The sequence below is a fragment of the Serratia sp. 3ACOL1 genome, assembly GCF_003668775.1.
GTDB lineage: Bacteria > Pseudomonadota > Gammaproteobacteria > Enterobacterales > Enterobacteriaceae > Chania > Chania fonticola.
Genome location: NZ_CP033055.1, coordinates 4544775 through 4562582 on the forward strand (window position 1 = coordinate 4544775; position 17808 = coordinate 4562582).

Annotated in this window: 22 protein-coding genes; 11 read left to right on the forward strand and 11 right to left on the reverse strand. The window is 55.4% G+C overall.

Going from position 1 to position 17808, the window contains the following annotated elements; translation table 11 throughout:
* Nucleotides 1-24: 24 nt before the first annotated feature.
* From D9980_RS20450 to D9980_RS20465, 4 genes are read left to right on the forward strand one after another with little or no spacing between them, the layout of a single operon-like run.
* Nucleotides 25-603, forward strand: a complete 579-nt coding sequence (locus tag D9980_RS20450; RefSeq protein ID WP_021807285.1) for an ECF transporter S component — start codon at nucleotides 25-27, stop codon at nucleotides 601-603.
* Nucleotides 603-1313 (forward strand): energy-coupling factor transporter transmembrane component T, encoded by a 711-nt coding sequence (locus D9980_RS20455; RefSeq protein WP_121608298.1) that lies wholly within the window; start codon nucleotides 603-605, stop codon nucleotides 1311-1313. The genes D9980_RS20450 and D9980_RS20455 overlap by 1 nt, the downstream gene beginning before the upstream one ends.
* Nucleotides 1310-1969 carry an energy-coupling factor ABC transporter ATP-binding protein gene (locus D9980_RS20460; protein WP_370454356.1) on the forward strand — a complete coding sequence of 220 codons (660 nt, stop codon included), beginning with the start codon at nucleotides 1310-1312 and terminating at the stop codon, nucleotides 1967-1969. Before D9980_RS20455 ends, D9980_RS20460 begins: the two co-directional genes overlap by 4 nt.
* Nucleotides 1969-2646 (forward strand): ABC transporter ATP-binding protein, encoded by a 678-nt coding sequence (locus D9980_RS20465; protein WP_121608299.1) that lies wholly within the window; start codon nucleotides 1969-1971, stop codon nucleotides 2644-2646. Before D9980_RS20460 ends, D9980_RS20465 begins: the two co-directional genes overlap by 1 nt.
* 70 nt (nucleotides 2647-2716) lie before the next feature.
* On the opposite strand, the gene D9980_RS20470 is transcribed toward D9980_RS20465, so the two are convergent.
* Nucleotides 2717-3100, reverse strand: a complete 384-nt coding sequence (locus D9980_RS20470; RefSeq protein ID WP_121608300.1) for a hypothetical protein — start codon at nucleotides 3098-3100, stop codon at nucleotides 2717-2719.
* Nucleotides 3101-3177: 77 nt separating this feature from the next.
* The gene (locus tag D9980_RS20475) at nucleotides 3178-4041 is read right to left on the reverse strand and encodes a YicC/YloC family endoribonuclease (RefSeq protein ID WP_021181835.1); all 864 of its coding nucleotides are present in this window, start codon (nucleotides 4039-4041) and stop codon (nucleotides 3178-3180) included.
* A gap of 126 nt (nucleotides 4042-4167) precedes the next feature.
* Between D9980_RS20475 and rph the strand changes: the two genes are divergently transcribed.
* Nucleotides 4168-4884, forward strand: a complete 717-nt coding sequence (gene rph, locus D9980_RS20480; RefSeq protein WP_024482927.1) for a ribonuclease PH — start codon at nucleotides 4168-4170, stop codon at nucleotides 4882-4884.
* Nucleotides 4885-4966: 82 nt separating this feature from the next.
* Nucleotides 4967-5608 (forward strand): orotate phosphoribosyltransferase, encoded by a 642-nt coding sequence (pyrE, locus tag D9980_RS20485; RefSeq protein ID WP_121608301.1) that lies wholly within the window; start codon nucleotides 4967-4969, stop codon nucleotides 5606-5608.
* Between the two features lie 188 nt (nucleotides 5609-5796).
* Here pyrE and slmA read toward each other — a convergent pair whose 3' ends face one another.
* The 3 genes from slmA to coaBC all read right to left on the reverse strand — a co-directional run bounded on the left by slmA (nucleotide 5797) and on the right by coaBC (nucleotide 8305).
* Nucleotides 5797-6393 carry a nucleoid occlusion factor SlmA gene (slmA, locus tag D9980_RS20490; RefSeq protein WP_021181838.1) on the reverse strand — a complete coding sequence of 199 codons (597 nt, stop codon included), beginning with the start codon at nucleotides 6391-6393 and terminating at the stop codon, nucleotides 5797-5799.
* Between the two features lie 258 nt (nucleotides 6394-6651).
* Nucleotides 6652-7110 (reverse strand): dUTP diphosphatase, encoded by a 459-nt coding sequence (gene dut / locus D9980_RS20495; RefSeq protein ID WP_039996197.1) that lies wholly within the window; start codon nucleotides 7108-7110, stop codon nucleotides 6652-6654.
* Nucleotides 7088-8305, reverse strand: coding sequence for a bifunctional phosphopantothenoylcysteine decarboxylase/phosphopantothenate--cysteine ligase CoaBC (coaBC, locus tag D9980_RS20500; protein ID WP_162304304.1), 1218 nt, complete (start codon nucleotides 8303-8305; stop codon nucleotides 7088-7090). The genes dut and coaBC overlap by 23 nt, the downstream gene beginning before the upstream one ends.
* 183 nt (nucleotides 8306-8488) lie before the next feature.
* Here coaBC and radC point away from each other — a divergent pair, with 183 nt between their 5' ends.
* From radC to mutM, 4 genes are all read left to right on the forward strand, one after another.
* Nucleotides 8489-9172 carry a DNA repair protein RadC gene (gene radC, locus D9980_RS20505; RefSeq protein ID WP_024482923.1) on the forward strand — a complete coding sequence of 228 codons (684 nt, stop codon included), beginning with the start codon at nucleotides 8489-8491 and terminating at the stop codon, nucleotides 9170-9172.
* A gap of 265 nt (nucleotides 9173-9437) precedes the next feature.
* The gene (rpmB, locus tag D9980_RS20510) at nucleotides 9438-9674 is read left to right on the forward strand and encodes a 50S ribosomal protein L28 (RefSeq protein ID WP_004931195.1); all 237 of its coding nucleotides are present in this window, start codon (nucleotides 9438-9440) and stop codon (nucleotides 9672-9674) included.
* Between the two features lie 11 nt (nucleotides 9675-9685).
* Complete coding sequence (rpmG, locus tag D9980_RS20515) at nucleotides 9686-9853, forward strand: 50S ribosomal protein L33 (RefSeq protein ID WP_004392084.1); 168 nt, start codon at nucleotides 9686-9688, stop codon at nucleotides 9851-9853.
* 79 nt (nucleotides 9854-9932) lie between these two features.
* Entirely contained in the window at nucleotides 9933-10742 is an 810-nt protein-coding gene (gene mutM, locus D9980_RS20520) for a bifunctional DNA-formamidopyrimidine glycosylase/DNA-(apurinic or apyrimidinic site) lyase (protein ID WP_121608303.1), read from the forward strand.
* On the opposite strand, the gene coaD is transcribed toward mutM, so the two are convergent.
* From coaD to waaA, 3 genes are read right to left on the reverse strand one after another with little or no spacing between them, the layout of a single operon-like run.
* Nucleotides 10743-11228, reverse strand: a complete 486-nt coding sequence (coaD, locus tag D9980_RS20525; RefSeq protein WP_121608304.1) for a pantetheine-phosphate adenylyltransferase — start codon at nucleotides 11226-11228, stop codon at nucleotides 10743-10745.
* Nucleotides 11229-11231: 3 nt separating this feature from the next.
* Nucleotides 11232-12005, reverse strand: a complete 774-nt coding sequence (locus tag D9980_RS20530) for a glycosyltransferase family 2 protein (protein ID WP_121608305.1) — start codon at nucleotides 12003-12005, stop codon at nucleotides 11232-11234.
* Nucleotides 12006-13283: a lipid IV(A) 3-deoxy-D-manno-octulosonic acid transferase gene (gene waaA / locus D9980_RS20535; protein WP_024482919.1), complete on the reverse strand. Its 1278-nt coding sequence runs from the start codon at nucleotides 13281-13283 to the stop codon at nucleotides 12006-12008.
* 123 nt (nucleotides 13284-13406) lie between these two features.
* Between waaA and D9980_RS20540 the strand changes: the two genes are divergently transcribed.
* Nucleotides 13407-14420, forward strand: a complete 1014-nt coding sequence (locus D9980_RS20540; protein WP_098929415.1) for a glycosyltransferase family 9 protein — start codon at nucleotides 13407-13409, stop codon at nucleotides 14418-14420.
* Nucleotides 14421-14452: 32 nt separating this feature from the next.
* On the opposite strand, the gene D9980_RS20545 is transcribed toward D9980_RS20540, so the two are convergent.
* The 3 genes from D9980_RS20545 to rfaQ are packed head-to-tail and all read right to left on the reverse strand — an operon-like array spanning nucleotide 14453 to nucleotide 17757.
* On the reverse strand, nucleotides 14453-15550 hold the full coding sequence (locus D9980_RS20545) for a glycosyltransferase (RefSeq protein ID WP_121608306.1): 1098 nt from the start codon (nucleotides 15548-15550) through the stop codon (nucleotides 14453-14455).
* A 3-nt stretch (nucleotides 15551-15553) separates the two neighbouring features.
* Nucleotides 15554-16681, reverse strand: a complete 1128-nt coding sequence (locus D9980_RS20550) for a glycosyltransferase family 4 protein (RefSeq protein ID WP_121608307.1) — start codon at nucleotides 16679-16681, stop codon at nucleotides 15554-15556.
* Complete coding sequence (rfaQ, locus tag D9980_RS20555; protein ID WP_024527877.1) at nucleotides 16678-17757, reverse strand: putative lipopolysaccharide heptosyltransferase III; 1080 nt, start codon at nucleotides 17755-17757, stop codon at nucleotides 16678-16680. Before rfaQ ends, D9980_RS20550 begins: the two co-directional genes overlap by 4 nt.
* Nucleotides 17758-17808 lie beyond the last annotated feature (51 nt).

The window sequence follows — 17808 nt, forward strand, 5'->3', positions numbered from 1 at the left end:
TCCTACTAGTTAAGTGAGGTTGTTATGGCACGTAATGGGTTATCGAGTCAGACGTTGGTGTTGATGGTGATTTCAATTGCCATCAACATGATCGGCGGGCAGTTGGTATCGATGTTGAAGCTGCCTATTTTCCTCGATTCTATCGGTACCTTGCTGAGTGCGATCCTCGCCGGGCCGATTATCGGCATGTTGACCGGTTTATTGACCAACCTGATCTGGGGCCTGCTCACCGGCCCGATTGCGGCGGCGTTCGCACCGGTGGCAATGGTGATTGGTTTGGTGGCTGGCTTATTGGCTAGCATCGGCTGGTTCCGGACGTTACCAAAAGTGATCCTGAGTGGCGTGGTGATCACCTTGGCCGTGACGATAGTTGCCGTACCGATCCGTACTTATCTGTTTGCCGGGGTCACTGGCAGTGGCGCAGATTTCTTTGTCGCCTATGTGCATTCGATGGGCAGCAACCTGATCGAATCCGTCGCAATGACCGTGCTGGGGATCAACCTGATAGATAAAGTGCTGGTTGCCATTATCGTCTGGTTATTGGTGCGCAATATGTCGCAGCGAACACTGCGTAATTTCCCTGCAATGGCCGCCGTGCGTTAATGCACCCGTTTACCTCGCTGGCTCTTTGGCTGGTACTGGGTACTAGCAGCTTGCTGATGCCGTTTGGCTATCCGTTGCTAGCCTATAGCCTGGCGAGCTTTCTTCTGCTGATCCTGATGAAAAGTACCCGGCATCGCTGGCGATACGTGGCGTGGATCATGTTACCCATGGCGGGCGGCTTATGGCTGGTGCATAGCGGTTGGCTGGCGTGGTGGTTACGGGGGGAGGCGCGTGATGATAGCGAAATGCTCAACGCCGCCGCGCTCTGGCTACGCTTGTTGGCGTTGTTAAGTTTTGGGCAAATCTGGCTGCAATACGTGCCGCCGCAGCGTGTTATTCGCGCCCTGTTTGCCAGCCGTTTGCCGCTCGGGCTGGCATACCTGCTGGCGGGGCCGTTGCTGGTTGCCGAACAGCTGCGAGCGCAACTGGCCGCGATTTACCAGGCACAGCTGGCACGAGGCGTACCGCTAGACGGTTATTGGTATCAACGATTGCGCTACATTCCGGCATTGGTTATCCCGTTAACCCACAGTGCGTTGAATGATTTAACCGCGCGCAGCACGGCGCTGGATATGCGCGCTTTTCGGCTGCATCCCAGACGCACAACGCTATGGGCACCGAGCGACAGCCCACTGCAACGTAGCGTGCGCTATGGCTTGCTGTTGGTGGCGGCATTGGAAATAGGAGCCTGGCTGTGGTTGTGGCACTGAATGCGCTGAGCTTTATTCCTCAAGGTAGTCGCTGGCAGTTGGAAAGCATCGTTCTACATTGCGAGGTTCCAGGTTTATATGGCATTAGCGGTGGGAATGGCAGCGGCAAAACCACGCTTGCCCAACTGCTGGCAGGCTGTTTCCCCGACTTCTTACCCGGCACATTACAGGGTTCAGGACAGGTCCTCGGCGATGAGATAGGTTCGCGCCCGCTGGTTGAAATGGCGCAACAGGTGCAGCTCATCCAACAGGCGCCACAGCTGCAACTCTCAGGCTGTACCTTCACTGTCGAAGAGGAGATTGCCTTCGGGCCGGAGAATCTGTGCCTGGATGAAGCCGAGATCATGGCGCGTATCGAACAGGCGCTGACGTTTACCGATTGCCACGCTTTACGCCATCGTCACCCGGCCACGCTCTCTGGCGGCGAGGCGCAACGGGTAGTGATGGCCTGTGCGCTGGCGATGCGCCCCCGGCTACTACTGCTGGATGAAGCCTTTAGCCGCCTGACACCCGATGCTACCACCAAGCTGTTACAACAGCTGGCCACCTACGCTAACCAGCAGCAGTGCGTGATTTTGCTCTTTGAACGGTCGCTCACCAAGGTTGCCGCTTATTGCCTGCAAACTTGGGCGTTGGAGCAAGGTTGGCTCTCATAATGCTGACGATTGAATCGCTGGACTATCAGTGGCCAGGCGTGAGCGAACCCATCATTAACGGTTTGGATCTCACCATTAGGGCCGGGGAATGGGTGGCCTTGATCGGGGATAACGGCGCCGGGAAATCCACATTATTACGCCTGATGGCCGGGTTGCTAAAACCGACCGGCGGCAAGGTTCTCTTACAGGGGCAAAATATTGCCACCCTTAAAGCGGCAAAGCGTGCGCCGTTGCTGGGGGTATTATTTCAGGAAGCGGAACGGCAGATATTTCTCAACCGGGTACGTGATGAGATCGCTTTTGGCTTACGCCATCAGGGCATGCGTGGCGATAGTCTGGAGCAGCGAGTTGCCCAAACGCTGGCGCTTTGTGAGCTAACGGATGTAGCGGATGCTCACCCATTGGATTTACACGCCGGACAGCGGCGTATGGTTGCGGTAGCCAGCCTCGCAGCTGTAGCACCGCCTCTGATACTGCTGGATGAGCCCAGTCGTGACTTTGATAGCTATTGGTTGGGGGTATTTACCCGCTGGTTAGCGGTTTGCCGTTCGCAAGGCACCACCGTGCTGGCCATTAGCCATGATTATGCTTTTGTTAAAACGCACTTTCCGCGCGTGATCCGCCTGGCCGATGGGGTTATAGCGGAGGATGGTGGGGCTGACCTGATATTGAGTTAGCCCTGCGATGTAGGGTTAGCTTTTTGGTGACTTCAACGAAATGGTTTCCAACATGTGGGCTCGATAGCTGCTAGATATTGAGCATACCTTCTCGCAGTAAAGCCAAGACAATATCCATCTGATGATTCAGGGCCTTTTTTGCATCGGCGACCACTGCCCACAACTGTTTTTTATCAGGTTCGTCGCCAGCTTTAAGAAGTGTTACTGCATCAACTGCATATTGTTTATTAACATTTCCCTTTCTAACACCATAATCGCCAGCAGGAATGCCGATAATCAACCCTTCCTCGCTAAGCCCAAGAAATGCGTTACGTGGACACCCCTTCACTCTGGACGGTTTTTGAGTGGGGAAATACTCCATCATCGTTTTATCCCATTCTTGACGCATATCGAGTGATGATTTTCCCTGGTTTTTTCTTACCGTATCAACGGCTGCCTGGGCATATTTGGACATAGGAAAACCTCGATTGGTGGTGATATTAAAAAGCCCGCTGTTATGCGGGCTCTCTGTTCAATGATGGCACTTAAAACTTACTCGATATTCTGAATTTGCTCACGCATCTGCTCAATCAGCACCTTCAGCTCGATAGCTGAAGTAGTCACTTCGGCATTGATCGACTTGGACGCCAGCGTATTCGATTCGCGGTTGAATTCCTGCATCATAAAGTCGAGGCGACGGCCAACGGCTTCTTTCTTCTTCAGAATGTTGTGCGTCTCTTTGACGTGTGCTTCCAGGCGGTCCAGCTCTTCGGCGACGTCGATACGCTGTGCCATCAGCACCAGTTCCTGCTCTAGGCGAGTGTTTTCCAACTGTACCTGGGCTTCTTCCAGCTTGCTGACCAAACGTTCGCGCTGCCATTGCAGGATATTAGGCATCTGGGCGCGTACTTTGATCACTTCGGCGCTCACGCCGTCGAGGCGTTGCTCGATCAGGGCTTTCAGCGCGGTGCCTTCGCTTTCGCGTGCCACGATGAAATCATCCAGTGCGCCTTCCAGCGCCTGCATCAGCTCGTTGCTGATGAGGTCCAGATCCTGTTCCTGAGCGGACATCACGCCCGGCCAGCGCAGGACGTCGATTGGATCGATTTCCCCTTCGTCGCTCTGCATTTTGACCCAGTTGGCGGCTTCAACCAGCTGCTTGGCCAGTTTTTCGTTCAGGATCATCGAGCTTTGCGCGCTTGGGTCGAGCTCAAAGCGCAGGTTGCACTCCACTTTGCCACGTGTCAGGCGGCCACGGATACGCTCGCGGATCACTGGCTCAAGGCTGCGGAACTGCTCAGGCAGGCGGATGTAGGTTTCTAAGTAGCGTTGGTTAACGGAACGCAGCTCCCAAGCTGCGCTGCCCCATTCACCCTTGATTTCACGCCGGGCGTAGGCGGTCATGCTGCGGATCATTGTGCGTACCCGTAAATAGGAAAAGATGGAACGATTATAGCGTTGCACCTGCGGGCAGGATAGGCATAACGTCACGAAGCCCGTATAATGCGCAGCCAAACGTTAATAAGAAGCCGGAGAGAGCCCATGCGTCCTGCAGGCAGAGCACCACAACAAGTTCGCCCCCTGACACTGACCCGTCACTACACGAAACACGCTGAAGGTTCAGTGCTGGTTGAGTTTGGCGATACCAAAGTTTTGTGCACCGCCACGGTAGAAGAGGGCGTTCCGCGCTTTTTGAAAGGCCAGGGGCAAGGGTGGATCACCGCAGAATACGGCATGTTGCCGCGTTCTACCCACAGCCGTAATGCCCGCGAAGCGGCCAAAGGCAAGCAGGGTGGCCGTACGTTGGAGATCCAGCGTCTGATCGCTCGTTCACTGCGTGCCGCAGTGGATCTGAAAAAGCTCGGTGAGTTCACCATCACTCTGGACTGCGATGTGCTGCAAGCCGATGGCGGTACCCGTACCGCTTCTATCTCCGGAGCCTGTGTGGCGCTGGCCGATGCGCTGAATGCGCTGGTTGCCGCCGGTAAACTGAAAGCCAACCCGATGAAAGGGATGGTTGCCGCAGTTTCTGTCGGTATCGTTGGCGGCGAAGCGCTGTGCGATCTGGAGTATGTGGAAGATTCCGCCGCAGAAACCGATATGAACGTGGTGATGATGGAAGATGGCCGCATGATCGAGGTGCAAGGCACCGCCGAGGGTGAGCCGTTCAGCCACGATGAGCTATTGGCGCTACTGGCGCTGGCCCGAGGGGGCATCGAAACCATCTTCCAGGCGCAGAAAGCGGCGCTGGCAGACTGATTTTTAAAGGCGACCAAGCAGTCGCCTTTTTTATGCCCGGAAAATAGAACTAAAGTTACCGACCAAATTAGGAGAAGCAGTAATGAAAGCCTACCAGCGCCAGTTTATAGAGTTTGCGCTCCGCAAGCAGGTATTGAAATTCGGCGAGTTCACCCTGAAATCCGGCCGTACCAGCCCCTATTTCTTCAATGCCGGCCTGTTTAATACCGGGCGTGATCTGGCGCTGTTAGGGCGTTTTTATGCCGAAGCGCTGGTGGATTCCGGCATCGAGTTCGATCTGCTGTTTGGCCCAGCCTACAAAGGTATCCCGATCGCGACCACCACCGCAGTGGCATTGGCAGAACATCACAATCTCGATGTGCCTTATTGCTTCAACCGCAAAGAAGCCAAGGAACATGGTGAAGGTGGCACGCTGGTAGGTAGCCCGTTGCAGGGGCGTGTGATGCTGGTGGATGACGTTATCACCGCCGGGACGGCCATCCGCGAATCGATGGAGATTATCAGTGCCCATAACGCCAGCCTGGCAGGTGTGCTGATTTCTCTCGATCGTCAGGAGCGTGGCCGTGCCGACATTTCTGCGATCCAGGAAGTGGAGCGTGATTATCACTGCAAAGTGATCTCGATTATTACGCTTAAGGAGTTGATTGCTTACCTGGAAGAGCAGCCGGAAATGTCCGAAAGCCTGGTGGCAGTGCGGGCCTATCGCGAGCAGTACGGGGTTTAAAATAATAGCGCCGGGTTGAACCCGGTTATACCCGTCGTCTTTCAAGCTGCAGCGTTGTTACCTGCACTTACTCACCCCAGTCACTTACGAAAAGTAAGCTCCTGGGGATGAGTAAGTTTGTCGCCTAGCTGCAACTCAAAATCCATAGGGTATAAACGGCTATGGAGTACTACCGATTCAATCCTTTATTATTGCAGTTGCGCTGCTAACAGCGGCCAGCGGGCATCGAAATCCTGCGTTGGGCGGTAGCGGAATTCAGAGCGAATATAGCGCGACAGCATCCCTTCACAGAAGGCCAGGATCTGGCTGGCCAGCAAGGTCTCATCGACGATAAAGCCCTTTCCTTCCCGAAGCTTGCGTTCCTTCAACACCTGACGCAGTTGTGCTTCAATCCGCTCGAACAACTGGTTGATCCTGCCCTGCAGGCGATCTTGCTCAAACATCAGCGCGTGGCCGGTCATGATCCTGGTCAGGCCTGGGTTGCGCTCTGCAAACCCCAGTACCAACAACACAATCAGGCGTAGGCGGTTGAACGTCTCTTTTTCATCCTGCAAGATCAGGTTGATGCGCGTTATCAGGCTATCTTCAATAAACTCGATCAGGCTATCAAACATCCGCGTCTTGCTGGGGAAATGCCGATAAAGGGCAGCCTCAGAGACACCAACGTTTGCGGCAAGCTTGGCTGTGGTAATGCGCTGGCTGCCGTCGCTGGATTCCAGCATCTGGGCTAACGCCTGCAATATCTCCTCACGCCGATTCCTTTTGGTATTTTCTTTTTCTGCCATGTTTGATTAGACCCTTGCTAAAACGGCTTATCCCCTCAATCTCTTCGGGTATAGATTTGCGAAAACCCGCGCACCGGCCGTTGCAGAGTAAACTCTGTGCGGCTTATAAGATCGCTGTTGTACGGTGTAATGGCTAACAGGTCTTTTCAGACCCTTATTCTCCGTGCGTTACTCTCAATTGCCAGACCAACCGTGCCGCATTGCTAGCGGCGCGGTGGCAGGCGCCATCCCTGTAAATCATTCGGTTACGGGCAGGTTCTATTGGCGACCAGAGTGGCCAAAACCACCGGTACCCCGTTCGCTGCTATCGAACTCTTCCACCAGATTAAACTCGGCTTGCACTACCGGCACAAATACCATCTGTGCGATGCGTTCACCCGGCTCGATAGTGAAGGATTTCTGGCCACGGTTCCATACGGACACCATCAGTTGGCCCTGATAATCGGAGTCGATCAGGCCAACCAGGTTACCCAGCACGACGCCGTGCTTATGGCCCAGACCGGAGCGCGGCAGGATCACTGCAGCTAGACCGGTATCGGCGATGTGGATAGCCAGGCCGGTAGGCAGCAGGGTGGTTTCGCCTGGTGCCAGCTCAACCGCGCTGTCCAGACAGGCGCGCAGATCAAGCCCGGCAGAGCCTGGGGTGGCATAGGTCGGCAGTGGGAAATCTTGACCGATACGTGGGTCAAGGATCTTAACGTCGATTTTTTTCATCATAACGGCTGACTATCTCGTCTAGTAAACGTTGGCCAAGGAGTGCCTTGTCGCTATGCGGCAGGCGCTTGTCTCCATCCTGCCAAAAAAGATGCAGGGCATTGGTATCACTGTTAAAACCGTGCTCTGCAAGCGATACATCGTTGGCGCAGATTAAATCCAGTTTTTTACGCAGTAGTTTTTGTCGCGCATATTCTTCCACATTCTGGGTTTCAGCCGCAAACCCGACGACAAAGGGACGATTTTTGCTCATCGCGGCAACGCCCGCGACAATATCCGGATTCTTGATCATCTTGAGGATGATTTCATCACCCTGCTTTTTGATTTTCTCATCGGCAATCTGTTCTGCCCGGTAATCCGCCACGGCAGCGCAGGAGATAAAGATGTTCTGCTGCGCGGCGTGTTGTTGTACCGCTTGCTGCATTTCCAGCGCGCTGACGACATCCACACGGGTTACCCAAGGCGGCGTAGGCAGGCTGACCGGCCCGGCGACCAACGTGACTTGCGCACCGCGAGCGGCGGCGGCCTTGGCGATGGCGAAACCCATCTTGCCGGAGCTGTGGTTGCTGACGAAACGTACCGGGTCCAGTGCCTCACGGGTGGGGCCCGCGGTGATCATAATCTTTAAATGTTGCAGATCCTGCGGCGCAGAGAAATGAGCGTTAGCCAGTTCCACTATCGCCAACGGATCCAGCATGCGACCGGGCCCGATATCGCCACAGGCCTGGCTACCGCTGTCTGGCCCCCACAGCAGCAAACCACGCCCTTGTAGGGTCTGTAGATTGGCCTGGGTGGCGGCAGCGCGGTACATCTGTTGGTTCATGGCCGGTGCTGACGCGATCGGGGCAGCGGTAGCCAGGCAGACCGTGGTCAGCAGATCGTTGGCCATGCCGGCGGCAACGCGGGCCAGCAGATCGGCGGTGGCCGGGGCCAGGATCACCAGATCGGCCCATTTGCCCAATTCAATATGGCCCATGGCGGCTTCTGCTGCGGGATCCAGCAGATCGTCGAAAACCGGATAGCCGGAAACGGCCTGCAGCGTCAGTGGGGTAATGAAGGCTTTGGCAGCGCTGGTCATTACCACTCTTACCTCGGCGCCTCTGTCGCGCAGGCGGCGCACCAGCTCAGGGCATTTGTAAGCGGCAATACCGCCACTGATGCCAAGCACAATATGTTTGCCGGAAAGTCCCGTCATCATGATTGTCCGATTGAAATCCGAAAGAGGCGGACATTTTAGCATAACCGCTGCCAGGTGGAGCGATTCTGCTGTGTATGCAGCCAGTTACATGCGGGTTTTCGTAACACTTCGCAATATTATCAATCACCTGTCGCACGATGAAATTCCCCGTGACATGCTGCTGTAGCAGGCAGGGAGGTGGCAATGAGCAATCAGGATATGTCGTTATGGTCTGGGGCTTTGGCACCCAGGGAAAAATTGATGCGTGATGGCGCAGCGGCGCTCTCCGATATGGAGCTGTTGGCAATTTTCTTGCGAACCGGGCTACCTGGGGTTCACGTCTCACAGCGGGCCGAACAGTTGCTGGCGCACTTTGGTTCGCTGTATCACCTGGTTTCGGCGGACTACGAACAATTTCATAGTCAGAAAGGGTTGGGGATTGCCACCTATGCACAGCTGCAGGCAATTTCCGAATTAGCTTTCAGGCTGTTTTCCGGCCCCCATTTGCTGGAAAACGCGCTGCTGAACCCGAAAATTACCCAGCATTACCTGCACAGTTTGCTGGCTCACCATGAGCGAGAGGTGTTTTTAGTGTTGTTTTTAGACAATCAGCATCGGGTTATTCGCCATCAGGAGATGTTTGCTGGTACCATCAACAGCGTCGTTGTCCACCCAAGAGAAATTGTGCGTGCGGCGTTGAAGGCTAATGCAGCAGCCCTCATTCTGGCGCATAATCACCCTTCGGGTAAGGCTGAACCCAGTCACGCCGACCGTTTGATAACCGAGCAAGTGGTAAATGCCTGCCAGTTATTGGAGATCCGAGTGCTCGATCATTTGGTGATAGGCCGGGGTGAATGCGTCTCTTTTGCCGAGCGCGGATGGCTATAAGCAACTTTTTCGCGATCCTTGAGGGATCTTTAGCTGTTCGGGACTTGAGCACTTACGCTTCAGAGCGTATACTACGCCACCTTTGAGAATCTTGGGTTTGGCGTTAAGAGCCTATCTCAGCAGGTTTCCAACCTGATGTGAGGTTTCTGACCTGATGACGAGAGTCTCCTCAGTATGAAGTTTGCTGAGATGGGCTCTAAAAGCCTGACGAGGCGGCCATACCCTATACGAAGCTCGAGCTGATTTGATTTTTGGAGAATAAGACATGTCACGAGTCTGCCAAGTTACTGGCAAGCGCCCGGTGAGCGGTAACAACCGTTCCCACGCAATGAACGCGACCAAACGCCGTTTTCTGCCTAACCTGCACTCACACCGTTTTTGGGTTGAGGCTGAGAAGCGCTTTGTAACTCTGCGTGTATCTGCTAAAGGTATGCGTGTTATCGATAAGAAGGGTATTGAGACGGTCTTGGCCGATCTGCGTGCCCGTGGTGAGAAGTATTAAGGAACTGCATCATGGCTAAAGGTGTTCGCGAGAAGATCAAGCTGGTTTCTTCTGCTGGTACTGGTCACTTCTATACCACCACGAAGAACAAGCGTACTAAGCCGGAAAAATTGGAACTGAAGAAATTCGATCCAGTTGTCCGTCAACACGTGATCTACAAAGAAGCTAAAATTAAATAATTTTAGTGGATTAATGAAAACCCGGCCTCGGCCGGGTTTTTTCATTTTATAGGGGTAGCAAACGGAGAGGGAGCCAGTCATGCCTGAATTACCAGAAGTCGAAACCAGCCGCCGTGGTATCGAGCCTTATCTTGTTGGCCACAACATCCAGTATGCGGTGGTGCGTAACGCTCGCCTGCGTTGGCCGGTTTCCGAGCAGATCCTGGCGCTGAGCGATCGGCCGGTGCGCAGCGTACAGCGCCGTGCCAAGTATCTGTTGATCGAGTTGGACCACGGCTGGATTATCGTGCATCTGGGGATGTCTGGCAGCTTACGTATGCTGGCAGAGGAAACCGAGCCAGGTAAGCATGACCACGTCGATCTGGTGATGAGCAACGGTTTTATCCTGCGCTACACCGACCCGCGCCGCTTTGGTGCCTGGCTATGGTGTGAAGATCTGGCCGCCAGCAACGTATTGGCTCATCTTGGCCCGGAACCGTTGGGTGAAGAGTTTAATGGCACCTACCTGTACGAGAAATCCCGTAATAAGCGCACGCTGATCAAGCCTTGGTTGATGGATAACAAGCTGGTGGTTGGCGTGGGGAATATCTATGCCAGCGAATCGCTGTTTACCGCCGGGATCCTGCCGGATCGTCAGGCGGGATCCTTGACCAAGGCGCAGGCGGATCTGCTGGCCGAAACCATCAAGGCGGTGTTGCTGCGTTCAATTGAACAAGGGGGAACGACGCTGCGTGACTTCCTGCAGTCGGACGGTAAGCCGGGGTATTTCGCGCAGGAACTGCAGGTCTATGGCCGGGCAGGTGAACCCTGCCGCGCCTGTGGCACACCGATCGAGAGCGCCAAACACGGGCAGCGCAGCACCTTCTTCTGCCGCCGCTGCCAGCACTGATTACTGCGCGGCGAGCTTTTCCATCAGCGCTTTGGTGACGACATCCGGCAAGAACGGTGCGATGTCGCCGCCATGACGTGCCACTTCCTTCACCAAGGAAGAAGAGATAAATGACCATTGCTCGGAAGGCATCAGAAACACGCTTTCCAACGTTGGCATCAGATGGCGGTTCATGTTCGCCAGCTGCAATTCATATTCAAAGTCGGACACTGCACGCAGGCCGCGTATCAGAATATTGGCGTTCTGATGGGCGGCAAAGTGCGCCATCAACTCGCTGAACCCCAGCACCTCGACGTTATCCAGATGAGAGGTCACCTGCGTGGCCAGGGCAACGCGTTCTTCCAGCGTAAACAGCGGTTTTTTGCTCGAGCTGGCGGCAATGGCCAGGATCACGTGATCAAACATCAGTGAGGCGCGGGTGACCAGATCCAGATGGCCGTTGGTCAGTGGATCGAAGGTACCTGGGTAGATGGCTTTGCTGCTCATGGTTTACTTCTCTGAATAGTTGCGGCCCAATGCCCACAGTGCGGCATATTTATTGAAGGTATATTGCGCGTTGACCACGGCTAACAGCAAGCCCTGTTTGCCGTCGAGGAAACCGGCCCGCAGCAGCCAGGTTTTGCAGAACGCCCCTAGCGTGTGGGTGAGGATCGACAGATAACCGCAACGCTTACCGGCCTGGTGGCGTTGGATTGCCCATTGCTCGGCGTAGTGCAGCTGTTTGCGCTGGAAGGCAAAAAAGTCACGGCAGGTCAGGTGCAGTAGATCGCCTTGCAGCGGCACGACTTTTGCGCCGCCGGTGTTGAGGGATTCATGGACCAGGTCGTCGTTATAGCGATAGCGCTGATTGGCATATAGCCGGTTGACCCGATCGGGATACCAGCCGCTGTGGCGCATAAAGCGGCCAAGAAACAGGTTACGGCGGCCCAGGCTGTAGACGACGTTATCGTCGGCGTTGGCTAATACCTGCTCGATGGAGTGGCGCAATTCTGGCGTGACGCGCTCGTCGGCGTCGATCATCAGCACGTAATCCTGGGTAGCGTAGCTTTGCGCCTTCTGCCGCTGCTTGCCGAAGCCTTGCCAGTCGGTATGGGTAAACACCTTGGCACCCAGACTTTCCGCCAAAGCGACGGAACCGTCGGTACTGCCGGAATCTAGCACGATGATTTCATCAGCCCAGGCGACCGATTGCAGGCACTCTCTCAGCAACTCGGCTTCGTTTTTGGCGATCATCACTACCGACAGGCTGTTACGGTGGCTCATTTAGTGGCTCCGTGGCGGCAGGTGTGGCTCCAACAGCTGCAGCAGGCGTTGCAACGCCCCTTGGTTCTGATACAGCACTTCAACCGCGTGGCGGCCGTAATAGCGGCGATAATCTTCATCGGTCAGCAGCGTTTCTATTTCTTTCACCAAGGAATCGACATCGCTGATGGTGATCATCCCGCCTGCTTCGGAGAGTTTGGCGCAGATATCTTTGAAGTTGAAGGTATGTGGGCCCATCAGCACCGGAATGGCATGGGCTGCCGCTTCCAGGGGGTTATGCCCCCCGCGCTCAACCAGGCTGCCACCGACGAAGGCCAGATCGGCAATGCCGTACAGCAGCATCAGTTCGCCCATGGTATCGCCAATCACGACCTGCGTGCTGCCGGAAGGGATTTCGCCGCTGCTGCGGGTGGTGTAGCTGAAGCCCGCTTTTTGCGTCAGCTCTTTGGCGGTTGGGAAGCGCTCCGGGTGGCGCGGCACCAGGATAAGTAATAGGTCGGGGTGCTTTTCCAGCAACCGGCGGTGGGCTTCCAGCAGAATGGTTTCTTCACCTTCGTGAGTGCTGGTGGCAATCCACACCGGGCGGCGTGGTGCCCATTGGCGGCGTAGCGTAATGGCTCTGGCCGCCAGCTCTGGCGTTACGGAGATATCGAACTTCAGGCTGCCGGTGACGGTCAGCTGTGAACGCTTCAGGCCCAGTTCGATAAAGCGCTCGCCGTCTTCCTGATTTTGTGCAGCGATCAGGGTAATGCGGCGCAGGATATCACGGATAAAACCGCCGATTTTCTTGTAGCCAGCTGCTGAACGGGCGGAAAGGCGCGCGTTGGCGATCACCAGCGGGATTTGGCGCTGATGCAGGGCGTTAATCAGGTTGGGCCACAGCTCGGTTTCCATGATGATCACCAGCTTGGGATCCACCTGGTCGAGGAAACGGCGCATCGAACCCGGCAGATCGTAAGGCAGGTAGACATGATGCACATCTTTACCGAAAGCGGACTGCACCCGTTCGGAACCCGTTGGCGTCATTGTGGTCACAGTAATCGGCAGGTAAGGGTAACGATGGCGCAGGGCGCGAACCAGAGGGATCGCCGCCAGGGTTTCGCCAACGGAAACGGAATGCAGCATAATGCCGCCCGATACTACTTTCCCGGCGCAGAAACCATAGCGTTCCGCCCAACGTTTACGGTAGGCTGGTGCTTTGCGGCTGCGCAGCAGTAAGCGGAGCCAGATCAGGGGTTGGATAAGGTAGAGTAGTACCTGATATAAACGGAGCAGCATTCTATCAATTTCATTTATATGGGTTATCCAGAATAGTACCATAACCGGAAGGGAAAGGCGCTAACTTGGTGGCTCGGTGTCAGGTTGGGACAACAGGCGAGAGATGTCGCCGATAGGTTTGTAATGAAGAATATTTTAATTATCCGCCGCGACAATATTGGCGATCTCGTGTGTACCACCCCGCTGATTGAAGGGGTGAAAACCGCTTACCCTGACGCCAACCTCTATCTGCTTATCAATAAAGTCAGCCAGGATGTGGTGAAAAATAACCCGCATCTCACCAAGGTGTTTGTTTATAAGAAGGCCAAACACAAGGCCAAGAATGAGACCACCCTTGGGGTATATTTTGAGCGGCTGATGATATTTTTACAGCTGAGAAAAATAAAGTTTGATGCGGCTATTCTGGCTAATCCGGTGCCGTGCAAATATAGCCTGCGCCTGGCAAAAATGGCCGGGGTTAAAAATATTATCGGCGCAGATCTTGGTACCAGTGAAATTCATCACCCTTTCCGCGCGGCAGATTTTCACGGCAAGCATCAGGTGGAACACACGTTCAGCTACCTGTCTGCCATCACCGATCGCTCCATTGCCATTCCCCCGGTGAAGGTTTTTCTCACTGCGGAAGAACAGCAGCAAGCGCAGCAACGTTTGCATAGCCTGTTGCCCCCGGTTGAGCGGGTGTTTGCCGTGCATATCAGCAGCCGCAGCCCGAAACGGCGCTGGCCCATTGAGCGCTATGCCGAAATCATCAACCGCCTGGTTGCCGATCCCACCACCGGCGTGCTGATCTTCTGGTCGCCGCAGGGGACGCTGACGCCTGATGATATCGGCGATCAAAAGCGAGCGGAGCAGCTATTGGCTGGCTGCCAGAATGAAAGAGTAGCGCTTTACCCAACGGCCTCGGTACGCGAACTGTTGGCCGGTTTCGAGCTATGCGACAGGGTGCTGTGCAGCGACGGTGGCCAGATGCATCTGGCCGCGGCACTGAATAAAAGCATGGTGGTATTCTTTGGCGATACGGATAAAGAGTCTTGGCATCCGTGGAGCGGGCAATATCGGATCCTGCAAACCGAGTCGGGTGATTGCGTCGATGTTACCGTCGATGAGGTGTGGCAAGAAATACAGGCCTTGAATTAATTAACAACCAGGCAGGGTAAACCTGCCTGGACTTATTTCTTTAACGCCAGATACTGTTGGCAAATAGGCTCCAGGCCATAGCTGAGCAGTTGCTGGTGATTAATGACCGGCGGCTGAGCATAAATCTCTGCCATTTTCTCCGCCAGTGAGGCTTCATTTAATTCCGCCAGTGCACGGGTCAACCCCGCTTTTTCCAGAATTTCCTCAGGCCCTCCAGGGCAACGGGTGCTGACGACCGGCGTGTCGCACAGCAAGGCTTCAACCAGCACGTTACCGAATCCTTCACTGTCTGAACTGAGCACCAGCATCGCGGCGTGTTTGATCAGGGGATAGGGATTGGCCTGAAAACCGAGGAACAGCACGCGATCGCTAATGTTTAACTCTGTGGCAAGGCGTTTGGTCTCGTTGATTTGCGCTTCATTGCCGGCGCCCACCAGCGCCAAAGGGGCCTGGATACCAGACAGTGCGTAGGCTTTCAGCAAGCGGTCGTGGCGTTTATGTGGATGAAAACGGCCCACGTGCACCAGATAGTCTTTGCCTGCCAGTTCACAAGGCTCTGCCGCCTGCTGTTCGATGGCGGCGATATCAAACGGGTTGTTGATCACCGCCAGCCGGTTAGGTGCAATCCCCAGGTTTTGCTGGAGATCGTTGCCCACCGCCTGCGAGACGGCAACGATATTCTGCCGTTGGTAGACGCCCGCGACCTTGCGGCTTTTCAGCCAGCGATCGAGGCCGGTACGGTGACCCAGGTAGGAGGTGGACAGGATACCGTGAATGCAGAACCACAGACGGGTACTGTCCAGCACTTTGCTATGGCTGACGATACGATCGGTCTTATGCAGGTTGGAGAACACCAGGTCGTAACGGCCGTGCTGCTGCTCGTTGGCGGCAACTGCGCGATCCAACATCGCGGCGCGGCGTGCCAGCTCGGTCAGCTTACGCCAAGGCGATCGACAGTTGTCGCTGAGCACCTGATAATCAATGCCGGTGGGGATCGGGTAGTTGCAGACGTCCCGCAATGAGATCAGGCTGACATCATGCCCCAACTGCTGCATGCCCTGGCACAGGGTCAGTACCACCTTTTCTGCTCCGCCGCCCGGCAGGCCGTCGATAATCATCAGAATACGCATAAGTTAGTCCAGCAGTCGGTTATACAACGATATGAGCTGTTCTGAGAGGTGTGCTGGCGTGGCAGACATGATACGCAGCCGCGCCGCCTCTCCCATGCTCGAACCCAAGGCTTGCCGCGGCAATGCAACGATAGCATCGGTGAGGGCACTGACGTCCAGCGCATCACAGACAAAGCCGTTTTGCCCAGGAGTGATGAACTCAGCGCCACCGCAAGTGGTGCTGGTGATCACCGGGAGTCCGCATGACATGGCTTCCAATATCACGTTGGGGAATGGATCGTACAAGGTTGGCAGCAACAGGGCGTCGGCGGCCTGATAGAACGGCAACGTCTGTTTCTGCACGCCCATGAAACGCACCCGATCACCACAACCCAGCTTTTGCGCCAGTGAGCGGTAACGCTTTTCTGCTTTATCTTTACCCACTACCAACAGGTAGCTGTCGGTGGCGGCTACGGCGCGAATTGCGGCTGCCAGCCCTTTACGTTCAAAGCCCGAACCGACAAAGATCAGGCAGTGCGCCTGCTGCGGGAGCTGATATTGCGCCCGCAATTGCTGCCGCTGTTGCTCATTCGCCGGTAAAAATTTCTGATTGTCGATGGCATTGTAGATCACCGTGATTTTATCGGCCGGCACGCCGAAATCGGCGATGATTTCCCGTTTGATCATCTCGGCGTTGCAGATCACCGCTTTCAGCTCTGGCGCGGCATACATGGCGCGTTCGGCACACATCACATAGCGGTGATAGCGGTTGGAGAACAGCCATTTGCGCCGCCACTCCGGCAACAGGCGTGCCCGTTGCAGCAGCCAGCGGCGATGGACGCCGTCACCGGCGCGATAGATATCACAGCCGGGGATGCGTTCATGGCTTTGTACCAGATCGAAACTCTCTTTCTGCCACAGGGCTCGAGCCGCTTCTGCAAAACCGCGTTCGCGGCTGATGCGCCCGAACTTCATCGGGTTGCACAGGTGGATGTGCCAGTTTGGGTTAACGTCCCCCTGCCACTCGCGGGTGATGACGTTCAGATCCAGATCTTGTTGTTCCAGCGCCTCCAGGGCACGGGAAACGAAACGTTCTGCCCCGCCGTCCGGGCGGTATTTTTGGCGGACAATCGCCAGGCGAAATGCTTTCATGCAAGCGTGCTCCGCGCGGCTGCAATCACCACGTCTGTAGGAATAAGGTCCAGGTAGCGCTCATCGGTGCCGGTATTGATGGCATCCGGGTCCGGCAGGCTGCCGTAGTCCCCGGCCCAAATCACCTGGCCGATAACCTGCCAGGGGCGCCAGAATACCAGCTTGGATGGCCCGAACAGCGCCACGCAGGGCGTCTGTAATGCCGCCGCCATATGCATGGGGACTGAATCTACCCCGATAAACAGTTTGGCATGGTCGATCAACGCCGCCAGCTGACGTAGGGTCAACTGCCCGGCCAGAGAAACCACCCCTTGTTGTGGGCACTGTTTCAGTATTTGCGCCACCATGTCCTGCTCTTTGGCATCTGGCCCTGAGGTGATCACCAACTGGTGCCCTTCGGCCTGCAATGCGCTGATGGTGGCCGCCATTTTTTCTTCGCTCCAGCATTTAAAGAACCAGCGCGAAGTGGGTTGTACCACGATATAGCTACCGGTGACGCCATTTTGTTGCAAAAGCTGGTGGCTGGCCTGCCAATCTTGTGGGCTGTAGCTCATGGTGACCTGCTGGTTTTGCTCAGGTAAACCCAGCGGTTGCAGCAGCGAGAGGTTTTGTTCAACGGTATGCAGATGCTCGTGCCCGGCTACCGGCACCAACTGAGTGTGGCAATAGCGCCACAGGAAGCCACGGCGCTTGGGGAAATCGAACCCCAGACGAATGCGCGCACCGGTGAGGCGAGTAATCAACGCGCTGCGCCACTGATCGGCCAGGTTGACCACCAGATCGTAGCGTTGTGCCTGCAACTGACGGATCAGATGCAGTTCGTGGCCCAAGTGTGCCTTGGTGCCCTGTTTTTTCCACTGGCGATCGATGACAAAGATTTGCGACAGCGCCGGGTTGCTCGCCAACATCTCCTGCGTTTCTTTGTATAGCAGGATGTCGATCTGAGCGTCGGGATAGTTCTGCCGCAGCGTATTGATGACCGGAGTGGTCAGCAGCATATCGCCATGATGGCGCAGCTTGACGATCAGAATACGCTGTATGGGCGTGGCAGAAACAGGGGCTGGCGCGTCGTTCATAGTCAGTCGCTTTCAGGGAAACCAATCTTTGATTCTAAATGACCCGATTGC

What these genes read in the sequence shown, in the direction of transcription:
- pyrE (WP_121608301.1), top strand. Translation starts at nt 4,967, where the DNA reads ATGAAAGCCTACCAGCGCCAGTTTATAGAGTTTGCGCTCCGCAAGCAG.
- rpmB (WP_004931195.1), top strand. Translation starts at nt 9,438, where the DNA reads ATGTCACGAGTCTGCCAAGTTACTGGCAAGCGCCCGGTGAGCGGTAAC.
- rph (WP_024482927.1), top strand. Translation starts at nt 4,168, where the DNA reads ATGCGTCCTGCAGGCAGAGCACCACAACAAGTTCGCCCCCTGACACTG.
- D9980_RS20455 (WP_121608298.1), top strand. Translation starts at nt 603, where the DNA reads ATGCACCCGTTTACCTCGCTGGCTCTTTGGCTGGTACTGGGTACTAGC.
- radC (WP_024482923.1), top strand. Translation starts at nt 8,489, where the DNA reads ATGAGCAATCAGGATATGTCGTTATGGTCTGGGGCTTTGGCACCCAGG.
- D9980_RS20540 (WP_098929415.1), top strand. Translation starts at nt 13,407, where the DNA reads ATGAAGAATATTTTAATTATCCGCCGCGACAATATTGGCGATCTCGTG.
- rfaQ (WP_024527877.1), bottom strand. Translation starts at nt 17,757, where the DNA reads ATGAACGACGCGCCAGCCCCTGTTTCTGCCACGCCCATACAGCGTATT.
- coaD (WP_121608304.1), bottom strand. Translation starts at nt 11,228, where the DNA reads ATGAGCAGCAAAGCCATCTACCCAGGTACCTTCGATCCACTGACCAAC.
- rpmG (WP_004392084.1), top strand. Translation starts at nt 9,686, where the DNA reads ATGGCTAAAGGTGTTCGCGAGAAGATCAAGCTGGTTTCTTCTGCTGGT.
- D9980_RS20550 (WP_121608307.1), bottom strand. Translation starts at nt 16,681, where the DNA reads ATGAAAGCATTTCGCCTGGCGATTGTCCGCCAAAAATACCGCCCGGAC.
- D9980_RS20475 (WP_021181835.1), bottom strand. Translation starts at nt 4,041, where the DNA reads ATGATCCGCAGCATGACCGCCTACGCCCGGCGTGAAATCAAGGGTGAA.
- D9980_RS20470 (WP_121608300.1), bottom strand. Translation starts at nt 3,100, where the DNA reads ATGTCCAAATATGCCCAGGCAGCCGTTGATACGGTAAGAAAAAACCAG.
- mutM (WP_121608303.1), top strand. Translation starts at nt 9,933, where the DNA reads ATGCCTGAATTACCAGAAGTCGAAACCAGCCGCCGTGGTATCGAGCCT.
- D9980_RS20530 (WP_121608305.1), bottom strand. Translation starts at nt 12,005, where the DNA reads ATGAGCCACCGTAACAGCCTGTCGGTAGTGATGATCGCCAAAAACGAA.
- slmA (WP_021181838.1), bottom strand. Translation starts at nt 6,393, where the DNA reads ATGGCAGAAAAAGAAAATACCAAAAGGAATCGGCGTGAGGAGATATTG.
- D9980_RS20465 (WP_121608299.1), top strand. Translation starts at nt 1,969, where the DNA reads ATGCTGACGATTGAATCGCTGGACTATCAGTGGCCAGGCGTGAGCGAA.
- waaA (WP_024482919.1), bottom strand. Translation starts at nt 13,283, where the DNA reads ATGCTGCTCCGTTTATATCAGGTACTACTCTACCTTATCCAACCCCTG.
- coaBC (WP_162304304.1), bottom strand. Translation starts at nt 8,305, where the DNA reads ATGATGACGGGACTTTCCGGCAAACATATTGTGCTTGGCATCAGTGGC.
- dut (WP_039996197.1), bottom strand. Translation starts at nt 7,110, where the DNA reads ATGATGAAAAAAATCGACGTTAAGATCCTTGACCCACGTATCGGTCAA.
- D9980_RS20450 (WP_021807285.1), top strand. Translation starts at nt 25, where the DNA reads ATGGCACGTAATGGGTTATCGAGTCAGACGTTGGTGTTGATGGTGATT.
- D9980_RS20545 (WP_121608306.1), bottom strand. Translation starts at nt 15,550, where the DNA reads ATGCGTATTCTGATGATTATCGACGGCCTGCCGGGCGGCGGAGCAGAA.